Here is an 18803-nt window from a genome sequence, read left to right on the forward strand (position 1 = left end):
CGTCCGCCCCTCCCCGCCTCAGGAGAAGCCCGCCCTGGCGGCGCGCGCCAGCGAATGCCGCACGATCAGCTTGTGAAACGGCCGGATCAGCATGATATAGGCACGCCCCACCCGGTTATGGCAATGCACGACGCTGGAGACGGTCACGTTGCCATGGCGGCCCGCGTCGCGGTTGCGCAGCACCGACAGGCGGAAATCGAGGTGGCTGTCATCCTCGCCCAGGATGATCTCGTCGTCGCTGACGGCATAGATGCGGAAGATGCCGATGCGCTTGCCGGGCCGCGCTTCCATCTGTTTTGCCGTCCGGATGCCGAAACGCGCCACGATGGCATCGCGCAGCACCATCAGCTTGCGCGCCCAGCCCGGCTGCTTGCCCAGCAGCTGGCGCGCCAGGCTCTGCATGTCCATCTGGCGCGCCTGCGCGGTGGGCAAATCGACGGCGTAGGCGTCGGCCAGGTTGCTGCCGGGATACAGCGGGGCGATGCTGGCGCCTGGCGGCAAGTCCACGGTGCGGACGGCAATGTTCATCTCATGCATGTGCTCTCCATGTTTTCAGTGATAACATGCCCATCATACACGACAATGTGAACAGCGATAACATCGAATGACAACAACGAGCACCTACCATCACGGCAACTTGCGCGACACCCTGGTCGCCACCGTCATCGCGCAACTGGCGCAGCAGCATGACGCCGCCCTCTCGCTGCGCGAACTGGCGCGCACGGTGGGCGTCTCGGTCGCCGCCGTGTACCGCCACTTTCCCAGCAAGGAAGCCCTGCTGGCCGAGGTGGCGGCGGCCGGCTTCGCCAGCCTGATACAGAAATGGGAAACGCAGCTGCCGCCGCCGGGCAGCCTGCCGGCCGAACAGCGCTTTCAATTGCTGGGCCAGCAATACATCGAATTCGCCCTGGCTGCGCCGGCCCACTACCGGCTGATGTTCGAGCACCAGGACGTGCGCCAGTTCCCCGCCCTGCAGGAAGCGGCGCAGGCGTGCTTCCAGTACGTGCTGCAGACGGCAGGCGCCGCCGTGCGCGAAGCGGGCCTCGATCCCCGCTGGGACAAGGCCGCCGCCAGCGCCGGCTGGTCGCTGGGCCACGGCTACGTGATGCTGCTGCTCAGCGGCCGCCTGGCGATGGCGGACGGCGGCGACGCGCTGTCGCCGGCCATGGTGCCGCGCTTTTTTCAATTGCCGGTGGAGGCGCTGCGGCAGGCGCCGCCGTCAGGAGCTTTTGACTCATGCACAACATCTCGATAGACACGCTCTCCGTCATCGCCAGGCAATGACTTGCCGTCACGTGCCTGCAACGCTTTTGCCGGCGCTTTGATGTGGATCATCCTGCCCTGTCCGCGTTCGCCGCTCACGTGTGGAAAGTGGCGCAGGTCGGGCCAGAGGATTTTGCCGCCTGGGAACGGGGCTTCGCTTCCCTGGCTGTGACGGGCATGGGCGATCCCTGGCCGGAAGACGTGCGTGCGCCACTGCCCGGGCACCTGCTGGGCACGCTGGAAGCACTGGCGCAGCATGTGCTGGAAACGAGCGCCTGTACCTGGCATGGCGATGACCTTGCGGCCAGCAGGCGCCAGCTGGAAGCCGTCTTTGACATCTGCGTCCGGCATGACGTCGCCGTGCCGCAGCTTGGGCACTATGCGCAGCACGATGCGGCGCTGCGCGGCGGCTGGGGGCCGGCGCTCACGGACGAAGAAGTCAGGGCGTGGCAAGCCCTGATATAGCGCTCACGCCAGAAAGTCTTGGCGCACCTGTTCGAGCAGGCGCTCCTCTTCATCCGTATCGGCATCGATTTGCGTGACCACGGTCCAGAACGGCGCGCACGTCTTGATCTGCTCGAAAGCACGGCTCGTTTCCAGCCGCACCATGGTTTTCCTGAGGCTGTGCAGATAGCCTTCCTCGATGGCGCAGAGCAGCTCGTCATCAGCGACGTCGATCAGCTCGCTCAACGCGCCTTCGATCCTTGCGTGGCCCTCTTCCCATAGTTGCCCGATTTCCGGCACATCGGCTTCCATGCACTCGTTCGACCAGTCCGGAGGATAGTAATCACGCGCCCTGTTACCGGGATCGGTGTCAAAGCTCAGCGAAATGGACGGGAACGATACGGCGTTGAAGGCAAAGGCTGAAAATGCCTGATCCTTGAAAGCGGACGCGCCCAGCAGCGCCAGCGAGGCATTGGCCAGCCTGAACCAGGTTGCTTCAACGTCATAGGCTGTTTCAAACGCGTGCCAATCCGGCGGTAAATCGGGAGTCTGGGGCATGGGAACCTGTCGAAAAAGAATAGCGGTGGATAGTGCGCGGAATTATACGTGGCGCAGCCCATGCGGCAGGTCGTGGCGCGTGCACAGTGTGGGCGATGCCGGGGAGGCAAACCGGCGGGACGCTGCGCCTAGCCGGCGGCCAGGAAGTACGGTTTTTGTAACTGCGAGGCGTCGCTTGGCTGCGGGGTGGCTGGTGGTGGGCTGATGCCCTTGGCGGCATGCAGCAAGGTATCCCTGTCGCCATTCCAGGGCGGCAGATCGGCGGGCGGGAGCGGCAAGACCTTGTCCAGATTAGGAAAACGCGCATTGGGATTGAATCCAAGTTCACGGCTAAGTACGCCGTAACGTTCCGCTCGCGCTTTATCAATGTACGGAACCAGCATATTTGCAAGATCAAACGGATCGCCGAATTCAATCGTGAGTTTGTTTGCGCATTTCTCGCAGCCCAGCCTTACTCCGGTATGTAATACTTGCAAGGCACGCTCTTTGGTTTCAGTTGTTCTTTCCCCATCAGACGTGCCGTCAGGCGTTCTTAATACAACATATAAATAAGATAAATCATATGCGGATGGGCCATATCCCTGCCCCAGTGCACACTCCATCATCTTGATTGCCACAGGAATATTCCCCCACATTTCAGCACCCGGATAATCCTTCCCCGCAGTGAGTTTTTCTCCTAAAAAACCCAGCGCTTGGGGGTTACCCATCTGCGCCGCCTTTTGCCAAAAGGCATAGGCACGCGTGATGTCGCCGTTAACGCCCGTGCCATTCGCGTAATACGTCCCCATCCGGTCATAGGCGGCAGGTATGCCCAGGCGCATCGCCTTTTCCACCAGTTGCACCGCTTCTTCCTCACCATATACAGGATCACGCCCTTCCACATACAGGCTGGCCAGATTGAGCATCGCCTTCCAGTGCAATCGCTCTGCCGCCTGACGCGTCAAATCGACGATTTTTTTGTAATCGCGGTCTTCCACAAAAATTTCAGGATCTTCCAAAGCGCGTGCTTCGAGAAACCAGTCCTCGGCTTGCGCATCAATGGGCGGCACCTTGTTCGATTCGATTTCACAAATGAAATCAGGGACATGCGGATTGAAGAGCGGCAGGCTCTGGTTACGTGGCAAGACTTTGTCGTTAGGCATTTTGCAGGCAAGCAGGCAGCACAAGACAATCAGCGACGCAAGGCGTCCTCTTGTGGCAGCCATGCTGGATTGATTGCTATCCATTACCTTATCCAAGATCAGGAAGGGACGCATCCATCAAATGCCACGTCACGTCGCCATCTGGCAAGTCCAGCAGCCAGTCGCGGCGCGGTCGCGGGAACGGTGCGCCCTGGGTCAGCCAGGCCTGGCGCCAGTACTGGTTGACGATGGCCTGCAGCGGATGGTCGGCCGCCACCCACGGTTGCCAGACGCCGCTGACCGGACAGACCTGGTCGCAAGCGCAGCTCAACAAAGGCTCGGGCCGCGCCACCTCGCGCAGCAAACCCTGCACCGCGCGCGGTTCCACGGCGCCATGGTTGTGCCGTATCGTCAGGCACTGCTCCCACGTCACGGGGCCATAACGACTGTTTCCATCAGCATCCAGCGTGCTGAAATGGCGGAACGCTTCGCCTTTGTGAAATAGTCGGGCCGGTTCCGTCAAGCCCTGCCCAGCGGCAGGTTGCCAGTATGCGGAAAATGGCGCAGTCGGCGCATCGCTGTGCAAGCCGGTGGGGCGCAGCGCATAGTCGGCGGCCAGGAAATATGGCTCTTTTGAAAGCGAGGCGGCGCCTGGCTGCGGGGTGGCGGGCGGCGGACGGATGCCCTTGGCAGCATGCAGCAAGGTATCCCTGTCGCCATTCCAAGGCGGCAGATCGGCGGGCGGGAGCGGCAAGACCTTGTCCAGATTAGGAAAGCGCGCATTGGGATTGAATCCAAGTTCACGATTAAGTACCGCATAACGTTCGCCGCGAGCCTTGTCAATGAACGGCACTAACATATCGGACATATTGAAAGGTTGGCTGAACTCTATTGAGAGATCGCGTGCGCACTGCGCGCAACCCAGGCGGACACCTTCATGTAAAACTTTTAGTGCGCGGTCTTTTGTTTCTGGCGTCCGATGATCGCCAATTATTGTGCCATCTGCAGTTCTTGGCGCAGCATATAAATAATATAAATCATATGCCGCTGGACCATAACCTTGGGCAACCGCACACTCCAGCATTTTGGTCGCTACAGGAATGTTGCCCCACATATCGATACCTGGGTGATCCTCTCCAGCAGTCAATTTTTCGCCGAGAAAACCCATTGCCTGTGGATTTCCCATCTGCGCCGCCTTTTGCCAAAAAGCATAAGCACGCGTGATGTCGCCTTTGACACCCGTGCCATTCGCGTAATACGTCCCCATCCGGTCATAGGCCGCCGGTATGCCCAGCCGCATTGCCTTTTCCACCAGTTGCACCGCTTCTTCCTCACCATATACAGGATCGCGCCCTTCCACATACAGGCTGGCCAGATTGAGCATCGCCTTCCAGTGCAATCGCTCTGCCGCCTGACGCGTCAAATCGACGATTTTTTTGTAATCGCGGTCTTCCACGAAAATTTCAGGATCTTCCAAGGCGCGTGCTTCGAGAAACCAGTCCTCGGCTTGCGCATCAATGGGCGGCACCTTGTTCGATTCGATTTCACAAATGAAATCAGGGACATGCGGATTGAAGAGGGGCAGACTCTGGTTCCGTGGCAGGACTTTGTCGTTAGGCATTTTGCAGGCAAGCAGGCAGCACAAGACAATCAGCGACGCAAGGCGTCCTCTTGTGGCAGCCATGCTGGATTGATTCCAAATCATTGCGTGCTCCATCGCTACGGCATTGCGTTACCCAAGATCAGGAAGGGACACATCCATCAAATGCCACGTCACCTCGTCGGCAGGCAAATCGAGCAGCCAGTCGCGGCGCGGTCGCGGGAACGGTGCGCCCTGGGTCAGCCAGGCCTGGCGCCAGTACTGGTTGACGATGGCCTGCAGCGGATGGTCGGCCGCCACCCACGGCTGCCAGACGCCGCTGATCGGACAGACCTGGTCGCAAACGCAGCTCAACAAAGGCTCGGGCCGCCCCACCTCGCGCAGCAAACCCTGCACCGCGCGCGGTTCCACGGCGCCATGGTTGTGCCGTATCGTCAGGCACTGCTCCCACGTCACGGGGCCATAACGACTGTTTCCATCAGCATCCAGCGTGCTGAAATGGCGGAACGCTTCGCCTTTGTGAAATAGCCGGGCCGCTTCCTTCACTCCTTGCCCTTGGGCGGGTTGCCAGTATGCGGAAAACGGCGCAGTCGGCGCGTCGCTGTGCAAGCCGGTGGGGTGCAGCGCATAGTTGGCGGCCAGGAAATATGGTTTTTGCAACAGCGAGGCGGCGCTTGGCTGCGGGGTGGCGGGCGGTGGGCGGACGCCCATGGCGGCGTCAAGCAGGCTCTTTCGTTGACCATCCCAGGGCGGCAGATCGGCCGGTGGCAATGGCAGGATTTTATCGAGGTTGGGAAAGCGGCGATTGGGGTTGAAGCCGAGGGCACGATTAAGTACCGCATAACGTTCACCGCGAGCTTTGTCCACATATGGCGCCAGCATATCGGCAAGATCAAAAGGAGAACCAAATTCAATTGCCAGTGCGCTCGCACATTCTGCGCAGCCAAACTTGACACCCTCATGCAATACATTTAAAGCACGCTGTTTGGTTGTAGGAGTTCGATCGCCAATCTCATCGCCATTCGCAGCTCTTGGTATTGCATACAAATAGTGCAGGTTAAACGCAGCAGGCCCGTATCCCTGAGAAAGCGCACATGCCATCATTTTTATCGCTACAGGAATATTGGCCCAATATCCTGGAATCGCACCATCTGTTCCCGCTCTTAATTTCTCTCCTAAAAATGCCATCGCCTGAGGATTTCCCATGACAGCAGCCTTTTGCCAGAATGCATAGGCGCGAGTGATGTCGCCGTCAACGCCGGTGCTATTCGCATAATAAGTCCCCATCCGGTCATAGGCCGCCGGTATGCCCAGCCGCATCGCCTTTTCCACCAGTTGTATCGCCTCTTCATTACCGTATAACGGATCGCGCCCTTCCACATACAGGCTGGCCAGATTGAGCATCGCCTTCCAGTGCAATCGCTCTGCCGCCTGACGCGTCAGAGCGACGATTTTTTTGTAATCGCGGTCTTCCACGGCAATTTCGGGATCTTCCATGGCGCGCGCTTCGAGGAACCAATCCTCGGCTTGCGCATCGATGGGCGGCACCTTGCTTGCCTCGACTTCGCAAATGAAGTCAGGAACATGCGGATTGAAGAGCGGCAAACTTTGGTTGCGCGGCAAGACTTTGTCGTTTGGCATTTTGCAGGAGAATAAAGGTATACATAGGAAAACTGCCAAGATAAAAAATGGCGGGCGAATGAATATGTTTTGATGCGGTCTCATGGTCACCCCAAGCGTATGGTAGAACTTCGGCTATCTTCTAATGGCAACAAAAAACCAATCATTTTTTTTAATTTTGCTCCTCCTTGTTTTGCCAGCTTTTTCGTTCGATTGGCCTTCATTAAGTTTCCCCACTTCTCAAAAGCATCCACAATCTCCGCCTTCGTCCCGCTCCCGCCATCGACCAATCCCCCGCTATGCATACGCCACACCCGCTTGCGCAAATCGCGGGCCACGCGGTGGTCGTCGGTGGCGATATTGATCTCGCTGTCGACGGCCATGCTGCGCTGGTTCAGGTTGGCGCTGCCCAGCGTCATGAACACGTCGTCGACCAGCATCAATTTGGAATGGATGTAGATTTCACGGTAGCGCCAGCGGTCCTTGTCAAACGCACTGACATTGAGCATGGCCACCGATACCTTCAGCCCGAATTCGCTTTCGAGTGTCATCACGCCGGGTTTGTTGATGCCGTTGGCATGCTGCACCACGTCGGGCAACTTGACTTCCACCTCGTTGGTGATGCCGAATCCGCCTCTGACATGCCGGGTTTTCGGCTGCTTGTTGTAGTCATCGATCATCTTGTTTTGACCCGTCATGCCAGCGTGCTGCCCCAGCGCCGCCAGCGTATCGTGGGTGCGCGGCACCATCTGCGCGCGCTCCGGCACGGGGATGACGATGAATACGTGCATGACCGGCATGTCTTCAAGACTCTTGCCCGCCTTGACACTGCCGGCCTTCCACGCGGCGACCACCTTCTTGCGCTCGGCCAGCAAGTGCCGGGCCCATTCTTCATACTGGAAATACTGGTTTTCCACGTACAGGTAGCCGGCCGCCAGGCTGGCCTGGGTCACGGCGCGAAAGTAGGTTTCCTTGATCGTCTTGTCCTGCTCCTCGGGCTGCGTCAGGACGATCTGCACGGTGGAGTCATCCGGCCCGGCCTTGCGCAACAGCTGGGCCGGCGGGTTTTTACATGACGAATACCAACTCACGCATTCCCCGGCGGCCTGATGCGTGCGGTCGTCGATCGCGCGGTCCCATGCCTTCACGAAATTGTTGTACAGCTCGATCAATGCCTTACCACCGTCGATGCGGCAGGCATAATCCTGGTACGGTTTCAGCGTGGAGAACCCGCCGTCCGCGGCCATTCCCTGCAAACACTCGCGCCGCTCGTTGACACCGCCCTGTTCGCGGCGCGTGTCGTCGAGCAGATGGGCCGTCGTGTCCCAATAATCGGTCACCGAGTTCAGGCCCATCACGTAACCGACGGCCTTGGCTCCCTCTTCGTGGGCGAAATCGATCAGGATCGTCTTCTGGTGATGCGTGCCCAAGTAGCTCATGCCAGGTTTTTCAATTTCCCCCATCGTCAGGCCGTGCGGCTGGCTTGTTTCGGTCGCGATACTCTTGCCTATCGCATGGCTGTTGCCGTGTCGCAGGTGAATCGTCAGGCGCCCCAACAAGCCATGGAACGCGGCCGCATACCAGCTGTAGCAGTATTCTTCACGCGCCAGCATCGGGATATCCTCGGGCCGTACCCTATCGCCCCTGTAACCGCCGCTGAACATCTCTTTCTTGGCGACCGCGTCCTGCAACATCGCCAGGCTGCCTTTTGCGCTGATGTTCTCAAAGCGCTGTCCACCGGTTTTCCATGGCGAGGTGCCATGCGAATGGCCCGGCATATTGTGCACCATTGGTGAACCGATCCGGTCATGCCAGATCAGCAAGCGCACCCTGAGGTGACGCCGCGTGGTGGCGTCGATCAGCAAGTCGCCAAACGTCTCGCCACGCGGCCAGGTGGCGCTGTTGCCGCGCACCAGTTCCATGCCCGGGTCGAAACCCCAGCAACACAGGTCGATGGACTTTTTAGCCTTGGCGATCTCGCCGGCGATGTCGGCGAACCCTTCCTGTCCGCAAATGAACAGTGTCAGCCTGTTGTTGTGCGTAATCGGATGAGTGGCCTTGCCCTTCAGGTTGCGGTTTTCCAGCAGCCACTGGAGCGAACTGGTCGCAGTCCGTCCGACTTCGTCGATATGGGTGGTTTCGATGCGGCCGCTCGATTCCGGCATGGCGCTCTCCAGTCAGTGTCGTGCATCATTGAACCCAGCGGCTGTCGCTGGTGTCGTCGAACGCGCGCAAGCCGCGGTTCGACAGCGTGTGTTCGCCGTCCGGCGCCGCGTCCGGGTCGAAGCGTGTGCTCGCCTGCAATGAAAACTCTTCGCCATTGCCAAGGACGACACGGTAGCGCGGCGTGCCGTCCTGGTGCGCGATCAGGATGCGGCCGAATTCGTCAGTCAAGCCGCGTTCGACTTCGGCTTCCCCGTTGTACAGCGTGTACGGCACATTGGCGTACTGGCCGCCATCCGCATGGGCCTGTATCGTATGCTGCAATTGCCCCGCTACCGGCGCGACGGGCGGTTCCAGCTCCGGCTGCGGCCGGTTCTTGGGCGCCAAGGTTTCCAGGTTTCCATGGAACAGCGTCGGCGACGCGGTAAAAAACTGTACCTTGTCGCTAATTTCAAGCATGCAATTGGCGCCATGCAGACGCACGCCTTTGCGGCCGCGAATATGCACCCAGTCGGTCTGACTGATCAATTCCAGCACCTTGTGAGCAACGATATCGACCGCATCGGTTTGCGCCGCGATCTGCACCGGGCCAGCCGCGGCGATCAGTTTCATGCCCGCCTTGTGGACGAACAGGCGGAACGCCGCGCCGATGCTGGCGAACAGGCCGCCGCCGGCCGCCAGCGACAGATCGCGCCCGGTCGTCAGCGCCGTGTGCTCGGCACTGGCGATGTGCGTCGATTGCGCGCTCGTCGTTTCGATACCGGCCGGACTGGCCAGCACCAGATGCGGCTTGGATAGTTCGGGAAATGCGCTTTCGCCACTGCCGGCACCGCCCTTGATCCCGGCATGCTGGTCATTGAGCACATCGGCGGCGGCGCCCTGCTGGGCGGCGCTTTCTTGCGCGCCGTAATGCTGCGCCAGGGCGGCAAGCGCCTTGTGCCGTTCAGCAGCCTCGGCCAGCCGGCGCAAGGTTTCATCCATGCTCTTGATATGCGAGGCGGCGCCAGGGCGCGCTTCGGTGGTCAGCAACATGCCGCGGCCGGCGCGCGCCACGCCCCAGGCGTCTGACGCCAGTTCCCAGCCCTCGCCACGCGCATCCTTGCGCCCGCTGGCGTCTTCGATGCGGCTGATGCAGCCGAGCGACAATTGGCTGTGCTGATGATCGCTTTTCAGTTGCGCCTGGATGCGCTGGTGCGTGTCGTCGAGCACCAACTGATTACCGCGCACGCCGCAGCCGCCGCCAGGCATCAGCTCGGCGCTGCGCCAGCCGCCCAGCATGCCTTGCCCCGGCAAATTCCACGGCGGCGCATGGTTGCCGTTGTACACTGCGCCGACGATGACGGGACGGTCGATATTGCCGTCGAGAAATTGGATCAGCACTTCCTGGCCGATGCGCGGCAACGCGATCTGGCCGAACGCCTGGCCCGCCCATGGCGTCATGACCCGGATCCATGGCGAACTGCCCGCGTCGAACTTGCCCAGCCGGTCCCAGTGGAATTGCACCTTCACCCGGCCCAGCCCGTCGGTATGGATGGTTTCGCCTGCCGGCCCGGTGACGATCGCCGTCTGCACGCCGGGCAACGCACAAGGCGTGCTGTTGAAGTGCCGCCCCGGATACCAGCGGATGCTCTTGCGGATGCAGTTAAACCGGTTTTCATAATGCGACTTCGCGCCCGTGCCTGCCTGGTAATTGTTGCTGGCGATATGATCGACGGACAGGATCAGGTATTCGCGCGCGCCGATGTCCGGGCGCGCCTCCTCACCTCTGGCCGGCATGGATTGCTGGGCGCTGAAGTGTCCGCCCAGCGTGAAACTGCGCCCGGCCTGGGCGCAGCGGTGATTGCCGCCAGCTTCGAAGTATTGCGCCTGGCAGTTCTGCTCCTCCAGGCGGCGTTGCGCCAGCGCTTCGCCGTCGCCCATGCCGGCATAGCCATAGCCGGTGTTTTGATACAGTTCATGGGCAAACACGTCGCCCTGCTGGTGCAGCGCATAGCCGCTGGCGCGGCTGGCATACGGATGCTTGTAGTTGAAGCTGGCCAGCGTGAGCGAGCCTGAAGCGATCTTGCGTATTGCCTGCCAATCGCGTATGCCGTCGCGCTCCAGCGAGCCCGCGCCGCTGCGATACACCATCTCGTCGGCTTCGCTGGCATGGCCGTCGCCTGGATCGATGCTGTCGCTCAGCCAGGTATTGTCGCCCAGACACAGCGTATGACCGTCGGCGCGATGTTCATACCAGTAATGGATACCCTGGTCTTCCCAGCGCCGGTGCAGATGGTTGTAATCGGTTTCATTATGCTGGTTGGCGCAGCTTAAAATTGCTTTTTCCTCATGCAGCCGGTTTTGCCAGTCGCGCTGCACATAATGCTCGAAGGTCGTTTCGCTGATGTCGATGACCGTGCGTTCGTGGAACGAGACGTTGTCCATGCGCAGCCTGGACAACGCCAGCCAGGGTTGCAGCACCATCTGGTAGAACGCGAAACCGCCATCGCTGCGCAACAGGCGAAATTCGCCGACATAACCATTAAAATAGCGCAAGCTGCCATCATCGCGCACCAGCGAAATCGTGACCATGCGTCCCATCATCACCGTCAGGGGGACGTGGAGATTGTCGGACAGCAGTTCGACGTCGAAGCGGAAGTCGCGCGACATTTCCTCGTGTGCCCGCAAGCTGTTGACCAGCAGCGCGGTATCGGGCGGACCATCCTCGCGCGGAAAATCCATGCGCAGCAAGCGGCTGTCCTGGACTCGCCTGTCCGCCCCGAAAAGCCGCGCCAGATCGGCTGCCAGCTCGCCATCATCCATGTTGCCTCCATCCCATAGTTTCCCTGGTCCATGCTAACCATGGTGGACGCCGGCATATTGATGGAACTCAAACCAGTTGCCCATACGCAAAAAAGCCGCATCGGCCCTGGGGCGGATGCGGCTTTGTTCCAGCGCTTGCTAAAACTGATTACTTCGCGGCTTTGACTGCTTTCGGATACTTGATGCTCATTTCCTGCAGCAAGTTATCCGCGTGGTCCACTTCCTTCATCACCCACAGCATGTAGCGGATGTCGAGGTGGATGGCGCGCGTGATGGCCGTGTCGAAGTACCAGTCCTTGGTGATCGATTCATACGTCGAATCGAAGTTCAGGCCGATCAGTTCGCCGCGCTTGTTCATCACGGCCGAACCGGAATTGCCGCCCGTGGTGTCCGCGCTGGTGAGGAAGTTGACCGGCACGGTACCCAGCACCGGGTCGCGGAACTGGCCGTAGCGTTTTTGCTTGACGGCGTCGATCAAGCCTTGCGGCGCTTCGAACGGGGCCTTGCCCGTGACTTTCTCGACGATGCCTTCCACGGTCGTGAACGGCCCCTTGGTGATGCCGTCGCGCGGCGAGTACGGCGAGACCGTGCCGTAGGTCACGCGCAGGGTCGAGTTGGCGTCAGGATAGACCGGCTTGCCTTGCGATTTCTTCCACGCAATCACGGCTTGCATGTATTGCGGAATCACGCGCTCCAGGTTGCCGTCGATTTCCTTGCGGCGCTCTTCCAGCGCCAGTTCCACCGGATACAGCTTGACGGCCAGCTGCATGAAAGCATCGTCGGACTGGGCAACGGCAGCCAGGTCCTTGTCCAGCCAGGCCAGGCGCTTGGCCGTGTCAGCCAGTTGCGTCTGCTGGTACAGGGCGGCCACGGCGCCTGGTGCCGGCAGCAGCGCGTCCAGGCCTTGCGGATGGCTCTTCGCCGCCAGCTGCGCGTAACGATTCAGGCCCGCTTCAAAGCGCGCCTGGTCGACCTTGTTGACGTACGACTGTTCCAAACGGGCCAGACGGGCCTTGATGAAGGCCAGGTCGCGCTGCTGGAAGCCCGATTCGCGCTCGGCGTCCGGCTTCTGGCGCTCTTGCGACAGACGGTAGACGGTGCGCGCGCTTTTCAGCAGGTCGCTGTTGGTGGCCACCGTCCAGGCGAACTCCTCTTCGCTCAAGGCCATGTCGCTGGCGATCGCCGCGTCCAGTTCGGCCAGCAGGGTGGCCGACACGTTCGGCTGTTTCGCGTACCAGGCGCGGAACTCGGCATCCTGCCCATCCTTGATGGCGGCGATGTCCTTGCGGGCGAAACCATCGAGCAAGCCCTGGGTTTTCTTCAGCACGTTGTTGATGCTTTTCACCACGCTCGCATAGCGCACGGCGGCCGCCGCATCGCCCTGCGTGGCGGCGGCCATCACGGCCAGGTCGGCTTGCAGTTCGGACACTTTCAGGGGGAAGGCCGTATCGCGCGCGAAGCGGATTTCCGCCGGCAGCTTGTAGCGGCTGGTGCGGCCGGGGTAGCCCGCCAGCAAGATGCCGTCGCCGGCCTTCAAGCCTTCGGCCGAGACCACCAGGAAGTCCTTGGACTTGTAGGGAACGTTGTCGGGCGACGGGTCGGCCGGACGGCCATCCTTGCCCACGTAGGCACGCAGGAACGAGTAGTCGCCCGTGTGGCGCGGCCATTCGTAGTTGTCGGTGTCGCCGCCGAAGTTGCCGATCTTGTCCGATGGCGCATACACGAGGCGCACGTCGCGTATCATCATCTGGCGGATGCGGTAGTACTCGAGCCCGCGGTGGAAGGCAGGCACGGAGCAGCGGTACATCTTGTCCGTCTCGCATTCGGCGATCAGGTCCTTGATGCGCTTTTCCACAGCTTCGTGGCGCGCGCGGCCGCTCATGTTGGCCGTCAAGCCTTTCAGCACGCGCTCGCTGACGTTTTCCACCTTGTCCGTCACATACACGAGGCTGTTCGGACCGCCCGGCAGCTCGCTAGCGCGCGTCTTGGCCAGAAAGCCGTCGGTGATGTAATTGTGTTCCGGCGTGGAATTGCGCTGCACGGCGCCGTAGGCGCAATGGTGGTTCGTCACCACCAGGCCCGCGTCGGAGACGAAAGCGGCCGAGCAGCCGCCCAGCGACACGATGGCGCTCATCGGGTGCTTGCTCAGGTCGGCGAGTTTTTCTGCAGGAATGTCGATGCCGACCCGTTTGAGCTCGGCTTTCAGCTGTGGCAGCTGGTGTGGTTGCCACTGCCCTTCGTCGGCGTGTGCGCCGGCGAACGCGCCCAACAAGGCGACTGGTAAAACGATTGTTTTGAACAAGATATGCCCCTCCGTAAATAGCAGGCGAAAGTATAGCCTGTCCAAGGGACCTGAGTCGGCAAAAATTAACCCATTGCAATTTCTGTATCAGGCGGCAGGCTGCCTCACTCCCTGCAGGGGAATCTGCAGGGCCAGGCGGCAGCCGGCGCCCGATGCGGGCAAGCCCACCTCGAAGTGCCCGCCCAGCGCCGTCACCCGCTCGGCAATGCCGATCAGGCCAAAACACTGCTTCTTGCGCTGCTGCTGCGGCGTGATGCCGATGCCGTTGTCGCTGATGGTCACGTACACGGCGCAGGCATCCGAACTGAGCTCGATCTCGACCTGGCTGGCCTGGGCATGGCGCATGACGTTGCTGAGCGCTTCCTGCACGATGCGGAACAGCACGATCTCAGCCTGGCTGCCGATGGCGGCAAACAGCGCCTCGTCGCGTATCAGCAGGCGGCAGGCGACGCCGCTGCGCTTGCGGAAGTCGCCCACCTGCCATTCGATAGCGGCCTGCAAGCCCAGGTCCAGCGCCATCGGGCGCAGTTCGTTGATGATGCCGCGCACGCTCTTGATGGTCGTGTCGACGTTGCTGAGCACGGCGCCGACGCGGCCGTGCAGGCGCGGATGGGAACCCTCGGTGCGGGCGCTGAGCATGGAGATATCGATGCGCAGCGCCAGCAGGTTTTGCCCCAGTTCATCGTGAATATCGCGCGAAATGCGCTTGCGCTCGTCTTCCTTGGCCGTTTCCAGGTGCAGGGCAAGCTGGCGCAGCTGCGCGTGCGACTGGCGCAAAGCGCCATCCATCAGCTTGCGTTCCGTAATGTCCGTGTGCGCCACCACCACGCGCAACGGCCCTTCGCCGAGGAAACGGCTGATCCTGGCCTGCGACCAGCGGGGCCCCGAGCGCGTGGCAAACTCGTATTCGAGCGCAAACGTGTCGGCAGTACCGGCAATGACGGAGCGGATGCCGGCGGCCAGCTCGCGTCCGGCGCTGCGCTGCCAGCGCGGGTCGGTCTCGCAAAATTCCAGGTACTGCAGCGGCGGCTGCTTTTGCCCGACGAACGCCAGGCAAGCCTGGTTCGCATGCACGACGCTGCCCGCCTGGTCCAGCACCAGCACGCGGTCCGTCAGCGAATCGATGGTGGCGTGAAAGAAGCGCTCGGCATCGCGCAAGGCTTCCTGCGCCCGCTCGCGCTGGTGCACTTCCAGCTGCAGGTGCTGGTTGGCCCGCAGCAGTTCGGCCGTGCGGTCGATGACCCGCTGGTCCAGTTCGCGGTGCAGTTCGCGCAAGTCCGCCTCGGCCAGCTTGCGTTCGGTGATATCGGAAAACACGCCGACAAAATGGCTGATGGCGCCATCGGCCGTGCGCATGGGCGTGATCGACAGCGATTCGACGAAGCGCTCGCCATTCTTGCGCCGGTTCACCAGTTCGCCATACCAGCTGCCTTCCTCGTGCAGGCTGCGCCACATGGTTTCATAGAAATGCGGCAAATGCGTGCCGCCGCCGAGGAAGGACGGATCGCGTCCGATGGCTTCCTCGGCCTGGTAGCCGGTGATGGTGGTGAAGGCGGGGTTGACGGAAATGATGCGGTTGGCGCTGTCCGTCACCAGCACGCCTTCGCGGATACTGTCGAGGATGACGAAGGCGCGCCGCAAGGCCGATTCGCGCGCGTGCTCATCGCCCAGGTCCGTCACCAGCATGCGCGCCGTGGCGCTGTCCGCGTCGAAATTGGCTTCGATGCGCACCATGCCGCCCATGCCGCCCGCCTCGCCTTCGAACAGTTGCGCCTCGAGCACCTGGCGCGCGCCGCAGGTAAAGACGGTGTCGAGGAAGCGGCGGAAGCCGCCCTGCGCCTGGGGCGCGACGAATTGCTCGAAGCGCCGCCCCAGCAGCTGGTTCTTGTCGCGCTGCAGCAAGCCGCAGGCGGCCACGTTGACACGCGTGATCACGCCCTCGCGCGCCAGCGAGAAGTAGCTGACGGGCGCCTGTTCATACAGCTGCGCATAACGGTCGCGGCTGCTTTCATATTCATTCTTCAGCTGCTCGAGCTCGGCCAGGGCCGCGTTCTGCATTTCCAGCTCGATCTGGCTGACCTGCAACTCATGCAGCTGGCGTATCACCTCTTCATTCGACTGCGGCACGGGCTGGCGCTGCTCCGCCGCCAGTTGTTCGGCCTGCTCCCGCAATCGGGCCGGCACGCTCTCCTCGTCGAATGGTTCGCTCATGAGGCGCTCTCCCCTGCTTTCCCGTCTGCCGCGACGCCGGACTGGATCTGGCGCAGCTGGGCTTCCAGCAGCTTCGATTCCGTGATGTTGATGAAGGTCACGACCACGCCATCGATCACGTTTTCGATCGTGCGGTACGGCATGATGCGCACGTTGTACCAGCGCCCGTTCTTGGTCGGCACTTGCCGTTCGCAAAACACCAGGCTGCGGATCACTTCGAGCGCATCGTCTTCCAGGCCCGGATAATCGAGGTCGTTGACGATGTCGCTGAGCGGGCGGCGCAAGTCCGTCTGGATCAATTTGTAGATTTGCGTGGCCGGCGCCGTGAAGCGGCGGATGCGCAAATCGCTGTCGAGGAAGATGGTGGCGATATCGGTGCTGTTGAGCAAGTTTTTCATGTCGCTATTGACGAGCGACAAATCATCGACCTTCGATTGCAGCTCGGCATTGACCGTGTACAACTCCTCGTTGAGCGACTGCATCTCTTCCTTCGAGGTGGTCAGCTCCTCGTTCGTCGACTGCAGCTCTTCATTGGTCGACTGCAATTCTTCGTTGGCCGATTTCAATTCCTCGCGCGAGGTCTGCATTTCATCGCGCACGGCCTGGATTTCATTGCGCGCCTGCGCCAGCTGCTGTTCCAGCTCCAGCACCTTGGGGTTAGGCGAACGGCCGCGCCGCGCCTCGGCCACCAGAGGCGCACTGGAAAACGTGACAAACACCATGCCGCGCAGGGATTCGGGCTGGCTCAGGGCTTCGGCGCTCAGATCCACGCCCAGCGATTGCCCCAGGTGGTCCTTGACGACCAGGCCCTTCAGGCGTACCACGCTTTCGCTTTGCAGCGCCTGCTTGATCAGGCTGGCCAGCTCGTAACGCAAGCCTTCGCGCGCCATGGCATGGATATTCCAGTTGGCCTTGCCGGCCGCCGGTTCCAGGAAGGCGCCCGTGCGGCCGTTGATGTAAAGAATGTCGCCATCCTGGTTCAGCAGCGCGGCGGCCGGCGAATATTTCTGGAGCAATAATTGCTCGACATGGGCTTGAATCTTTCCAGTCATGCTGACTTCTCTCGTGTCGCTAGGTGTGGGGGGGGATGCCAACGATACCTTGGTGGGAAAATACGTGGGCAGGCGCTGGCGCGCCAGATTGTCGAGGCGGCGGTACAGCCGGGTCGACGTGGTCAGCGGCGAAAACAGCTCGGAAAAATGACCGGGCGTATCGGCGCTGCCCAGCAGTAAAATCCCATCGCGGTTCAAGGCGTAATGAAACAGGGGAATGAGGCGCTGCTGCAGCTTGGCATTCAGATAGATCAACAGGTTGCGGCAGCACAGGATGTCGAGCTTGGTGAACGGCGGGTCCGAAATGATGTTTTGCTGGGCGAAGATGATCGTGTTGCGGATCTCTTTCTTCACATGGTAGCCGTGCTTGTCATTGACAAAGAAACGCTCCAGCCGCTCGGCAGATACGTCGCTGATGATGCTGTGCGGAAAGCGCCCCTGGCGCGCGCGGTCGATGGCATCGGCCGACAGGTCGGTGGCGAAGATCTGCAGGCTGTATTTCGACGGCGGGTTGATGCCGGCCACCACTTCATGGAACACCATGGCCAGCGAATACGCTTCCTCGCCCGTGGAACAGGCGGGCACCCAGGCCTTGAAGGCGCGCCCGTCCGGGTGGGCCGCCAGCATTTGCGGCACGACCACCATCTTCAGGTATTCCCACACTTTCGGATCGCGGAAAAAGCTCGTCACGCCGATCAACAATTCCTTGAACAGCAAGTCGATTTCCGCGGGATTCTCGCGCAGGTAGGGAACGTACTCTTCCATCGACGTCATTTGATACAAGCTCATGCGCCGCTCGATACGCCGCAGCACCGTGTTGATCTTGTAGTCGGTAAAACTGTTGCCCGTGTGCTCGGACAGCAGGGCGACGATTTCCTGCAGCGAATTGCGGCCGTTCGGCTCATGCCCCGGCAAGCTGAGGAAACTGCTGCGGAACAGATAGGTGATGATCTTGTCAGGCATCTTGTCGGGGAAATCGACGAGGTCCACCACTTCGGCGACAATCGCGCTTTGCGGCATCATGTCGAACTTGGCCGTATCGGGATGCTGGGCCAGGGTCAGGCCGCCCGCCTGCTTGATCGCCTGCAGGCCGCGCGTGCCGTCGCTGCCCATGCCGGAAAAAATCACGCCGACGGCCAGTTCGCTCAGCTCGCTGGCCAGGCTTTCGAAAAAGGTATTGATGGGCAGGCGGTGTCCGCGCAGCTGCACCGGCTCGCTGAGCACGAATCGGCCCTTGGCCAGGCCCAGGTCGGCATTCGACGGGATCACATAGATATGATTGGGCCGCAACTCCGCCTGGTGCGTGATTTCCGTGACGGGAATGCTGGTGGCGCGCTGCAACAATTCCGGCAGCATGGCCTTTTGCGTGGGATCGAGGTGCTGGATCACCACATAGGCAATGCCGCTTTCCTGCGGCACGTTCGCCAGGAAAGCGACGATGGGATCGAGCCCGCCGGCGGAAGCGCCGATGGCCACCACGGGAAAAACGATGGTGGCCACGTCGGGAACGGACATATTACTGTGTTTGCTGCGTGTCATCGTCTGCAAGAAAGCAGCCACGGCGGGGCCGTCAGGCTGGGAATTGATAATCTTGCATTCTAGCACTCAAGATGGGCAGGAAAACGCGAATTTGGCGCAGGGGTTTTCGCCTGCACCGGCCTGCCCCT

At 61.1% G+C, this 18803-nt stretch carries 12 protein-coding genes; 2 read left to right on the forward strand and 10 right to left on the reverse strand.

Annotated elements, in window-relative coordinates; genetic code table 11:
* Positions 1-18: 18 nt before the first annotated feature.
* Positions 19-537, reverse strand: coding sequence for a DUF2867 domain-containing protein (locus AC1RBA_RS06975; protein ID WP_492417365.1), 519 nt, complete (start codon positions 535-537; stop codon positions 19-21).
* Between the two features lie 67 nt (positions 538-604).
* Here AC1RBA_RS06975 and AC1RBA_RS06980 point away from each other — a divergent pair, with 67 nt between their 5' ends.
* Positions 605-1255, forward strand: a complete 651-nt coding sequence (locus AC1RBA_RS06980; protein ID WP_121670043.1) for a TetR/AcrR family transcriptional regulator — start codon at positions 605-607, stop codon at positions 1253-1255.
* 71 nt (positions 1256-1326) lie between these two features.
* The gene (locus tag AC1RBA_RS06985; protein ID WP_492417367.1) at positions 1327-1728 is read left to right on the forward strand and encodes a hypothetical protein; all 402 of its coding nucleotides are present in this window, start codon (positions 1327-1329) and stop codon (positions 1726-1728) included.
* 3 nt (positions 1729-1731) lie between these two features.
* Here the strand turns inward: AC1RBA_RS06985 and AC1RBA_RS06990 are convergent, their stop codons facing one another.
* From AC1RBA_RS06990 to AC1RBA_RS07030, 9 genes are all read right to left on the reverse strand, one after another.
* Positions 1732-2265, reverse strand: a complete 534-nt coding sequence (locus AC1RBA_RS06990) for a hypothetical protein (protein WP_492417369.1) — start codon at positions 2263-2265, stop codon at positions 1732-1734.
* Positions 2266-2393: 128 nt separating this feature from the next.
* Positions 2394-3491: a tetratricopeptide repeat protein gene (locus tag AC1RBA_RS06995; protein ID WP_492417371.1), complete on the reverse strand. Its 1098-nt coding sequence runs from the start codon at positions 3489-3491 to the stop codon at positions 2394-2396.
* 4 nt (positions 3492-3495) lie between these two features.
* A complete protein-coding gene (locus tag AC1RBA_RS07000; protein WP_492417373.1) occupies positions 3496-5091 on the reverse strand; it encodes a tetratricopeptide repeat protein in 1596 nt (531 codons plus the stop codon).
* Positions 5092-5118: 27 nt separating this feature from the next.
* Complete coding sequence (locus tag AC1RBA_RS07005) at positions 5119-6711, reverse strand: tetratricopeptide repeat protein (protein WP_492417375.1); 1593 nt, start codon at positions 6709-6711, stop codon at positions 5119-5121.
* Positions 6712-6713: 2 nt separating this feature from the next.
* Positions 6714-8771, reverse strand: coding sequence for a phospholipase D-like domain-containing protein (locus tag AC1RBA_RS07010; protein ID WP_492417377.1), 2058 nt, complete (start codon positions 8769-8771; stop codon positions 6714-6716).
* Between the two features lie 25 nt (positions 8772-8796).
* Positions 8797-11571: a type VI secretion system Vgr family protein gene (locus AC1RBA_RS07015; RefSeq protein WP_492417378.1), complete on the reverse strand. Its 2775-nt coding sequence runs from the start codon at positions 11569-11571 to the stop codon at positions 8797-8799.
* 148 nt (positions 11572-11719) lie between these two features.
* A complete protein-coding gene (locus AC1RBA_RS07020) occupies positions 11720-13873 on the reverse strand; it encodes a S46 family peptidase (protein WP_492417380.1) in 2154 nt (717 codons plus the stop codon).
* A gap of 87 nt (positions 13874-13960) precedes the next feature.
* Entirely contained in the window at positions 13961-16084 is a 2124-nt protein-coding gene (locus AC1RBA_RS07025; protein ID WP_254679452.1) for a PAS domain-containing sensor histidine kinase, read from the reverse strand.
* Complete coding sequence (locus AC1RBA_RS07030; protein ID WP_070288722.1) at positions 16081-18675, reverse strand: chemotaxis protein CheB; 2595 nt, start codon at positions 18673-18675, stop codon at positions 16081-16083. The genes AC1RBA_RS07025 and AC1RBA_RS07030 overlap by 4 nt, the downstream gene beginning before the upstream one ends.
* Positions 18676-18803 lie beyond the last annotated feature (128 nt).

This window comes from Janthinobacterium sp. GW823-FHT03B06, from assembly GCF_058796955.1.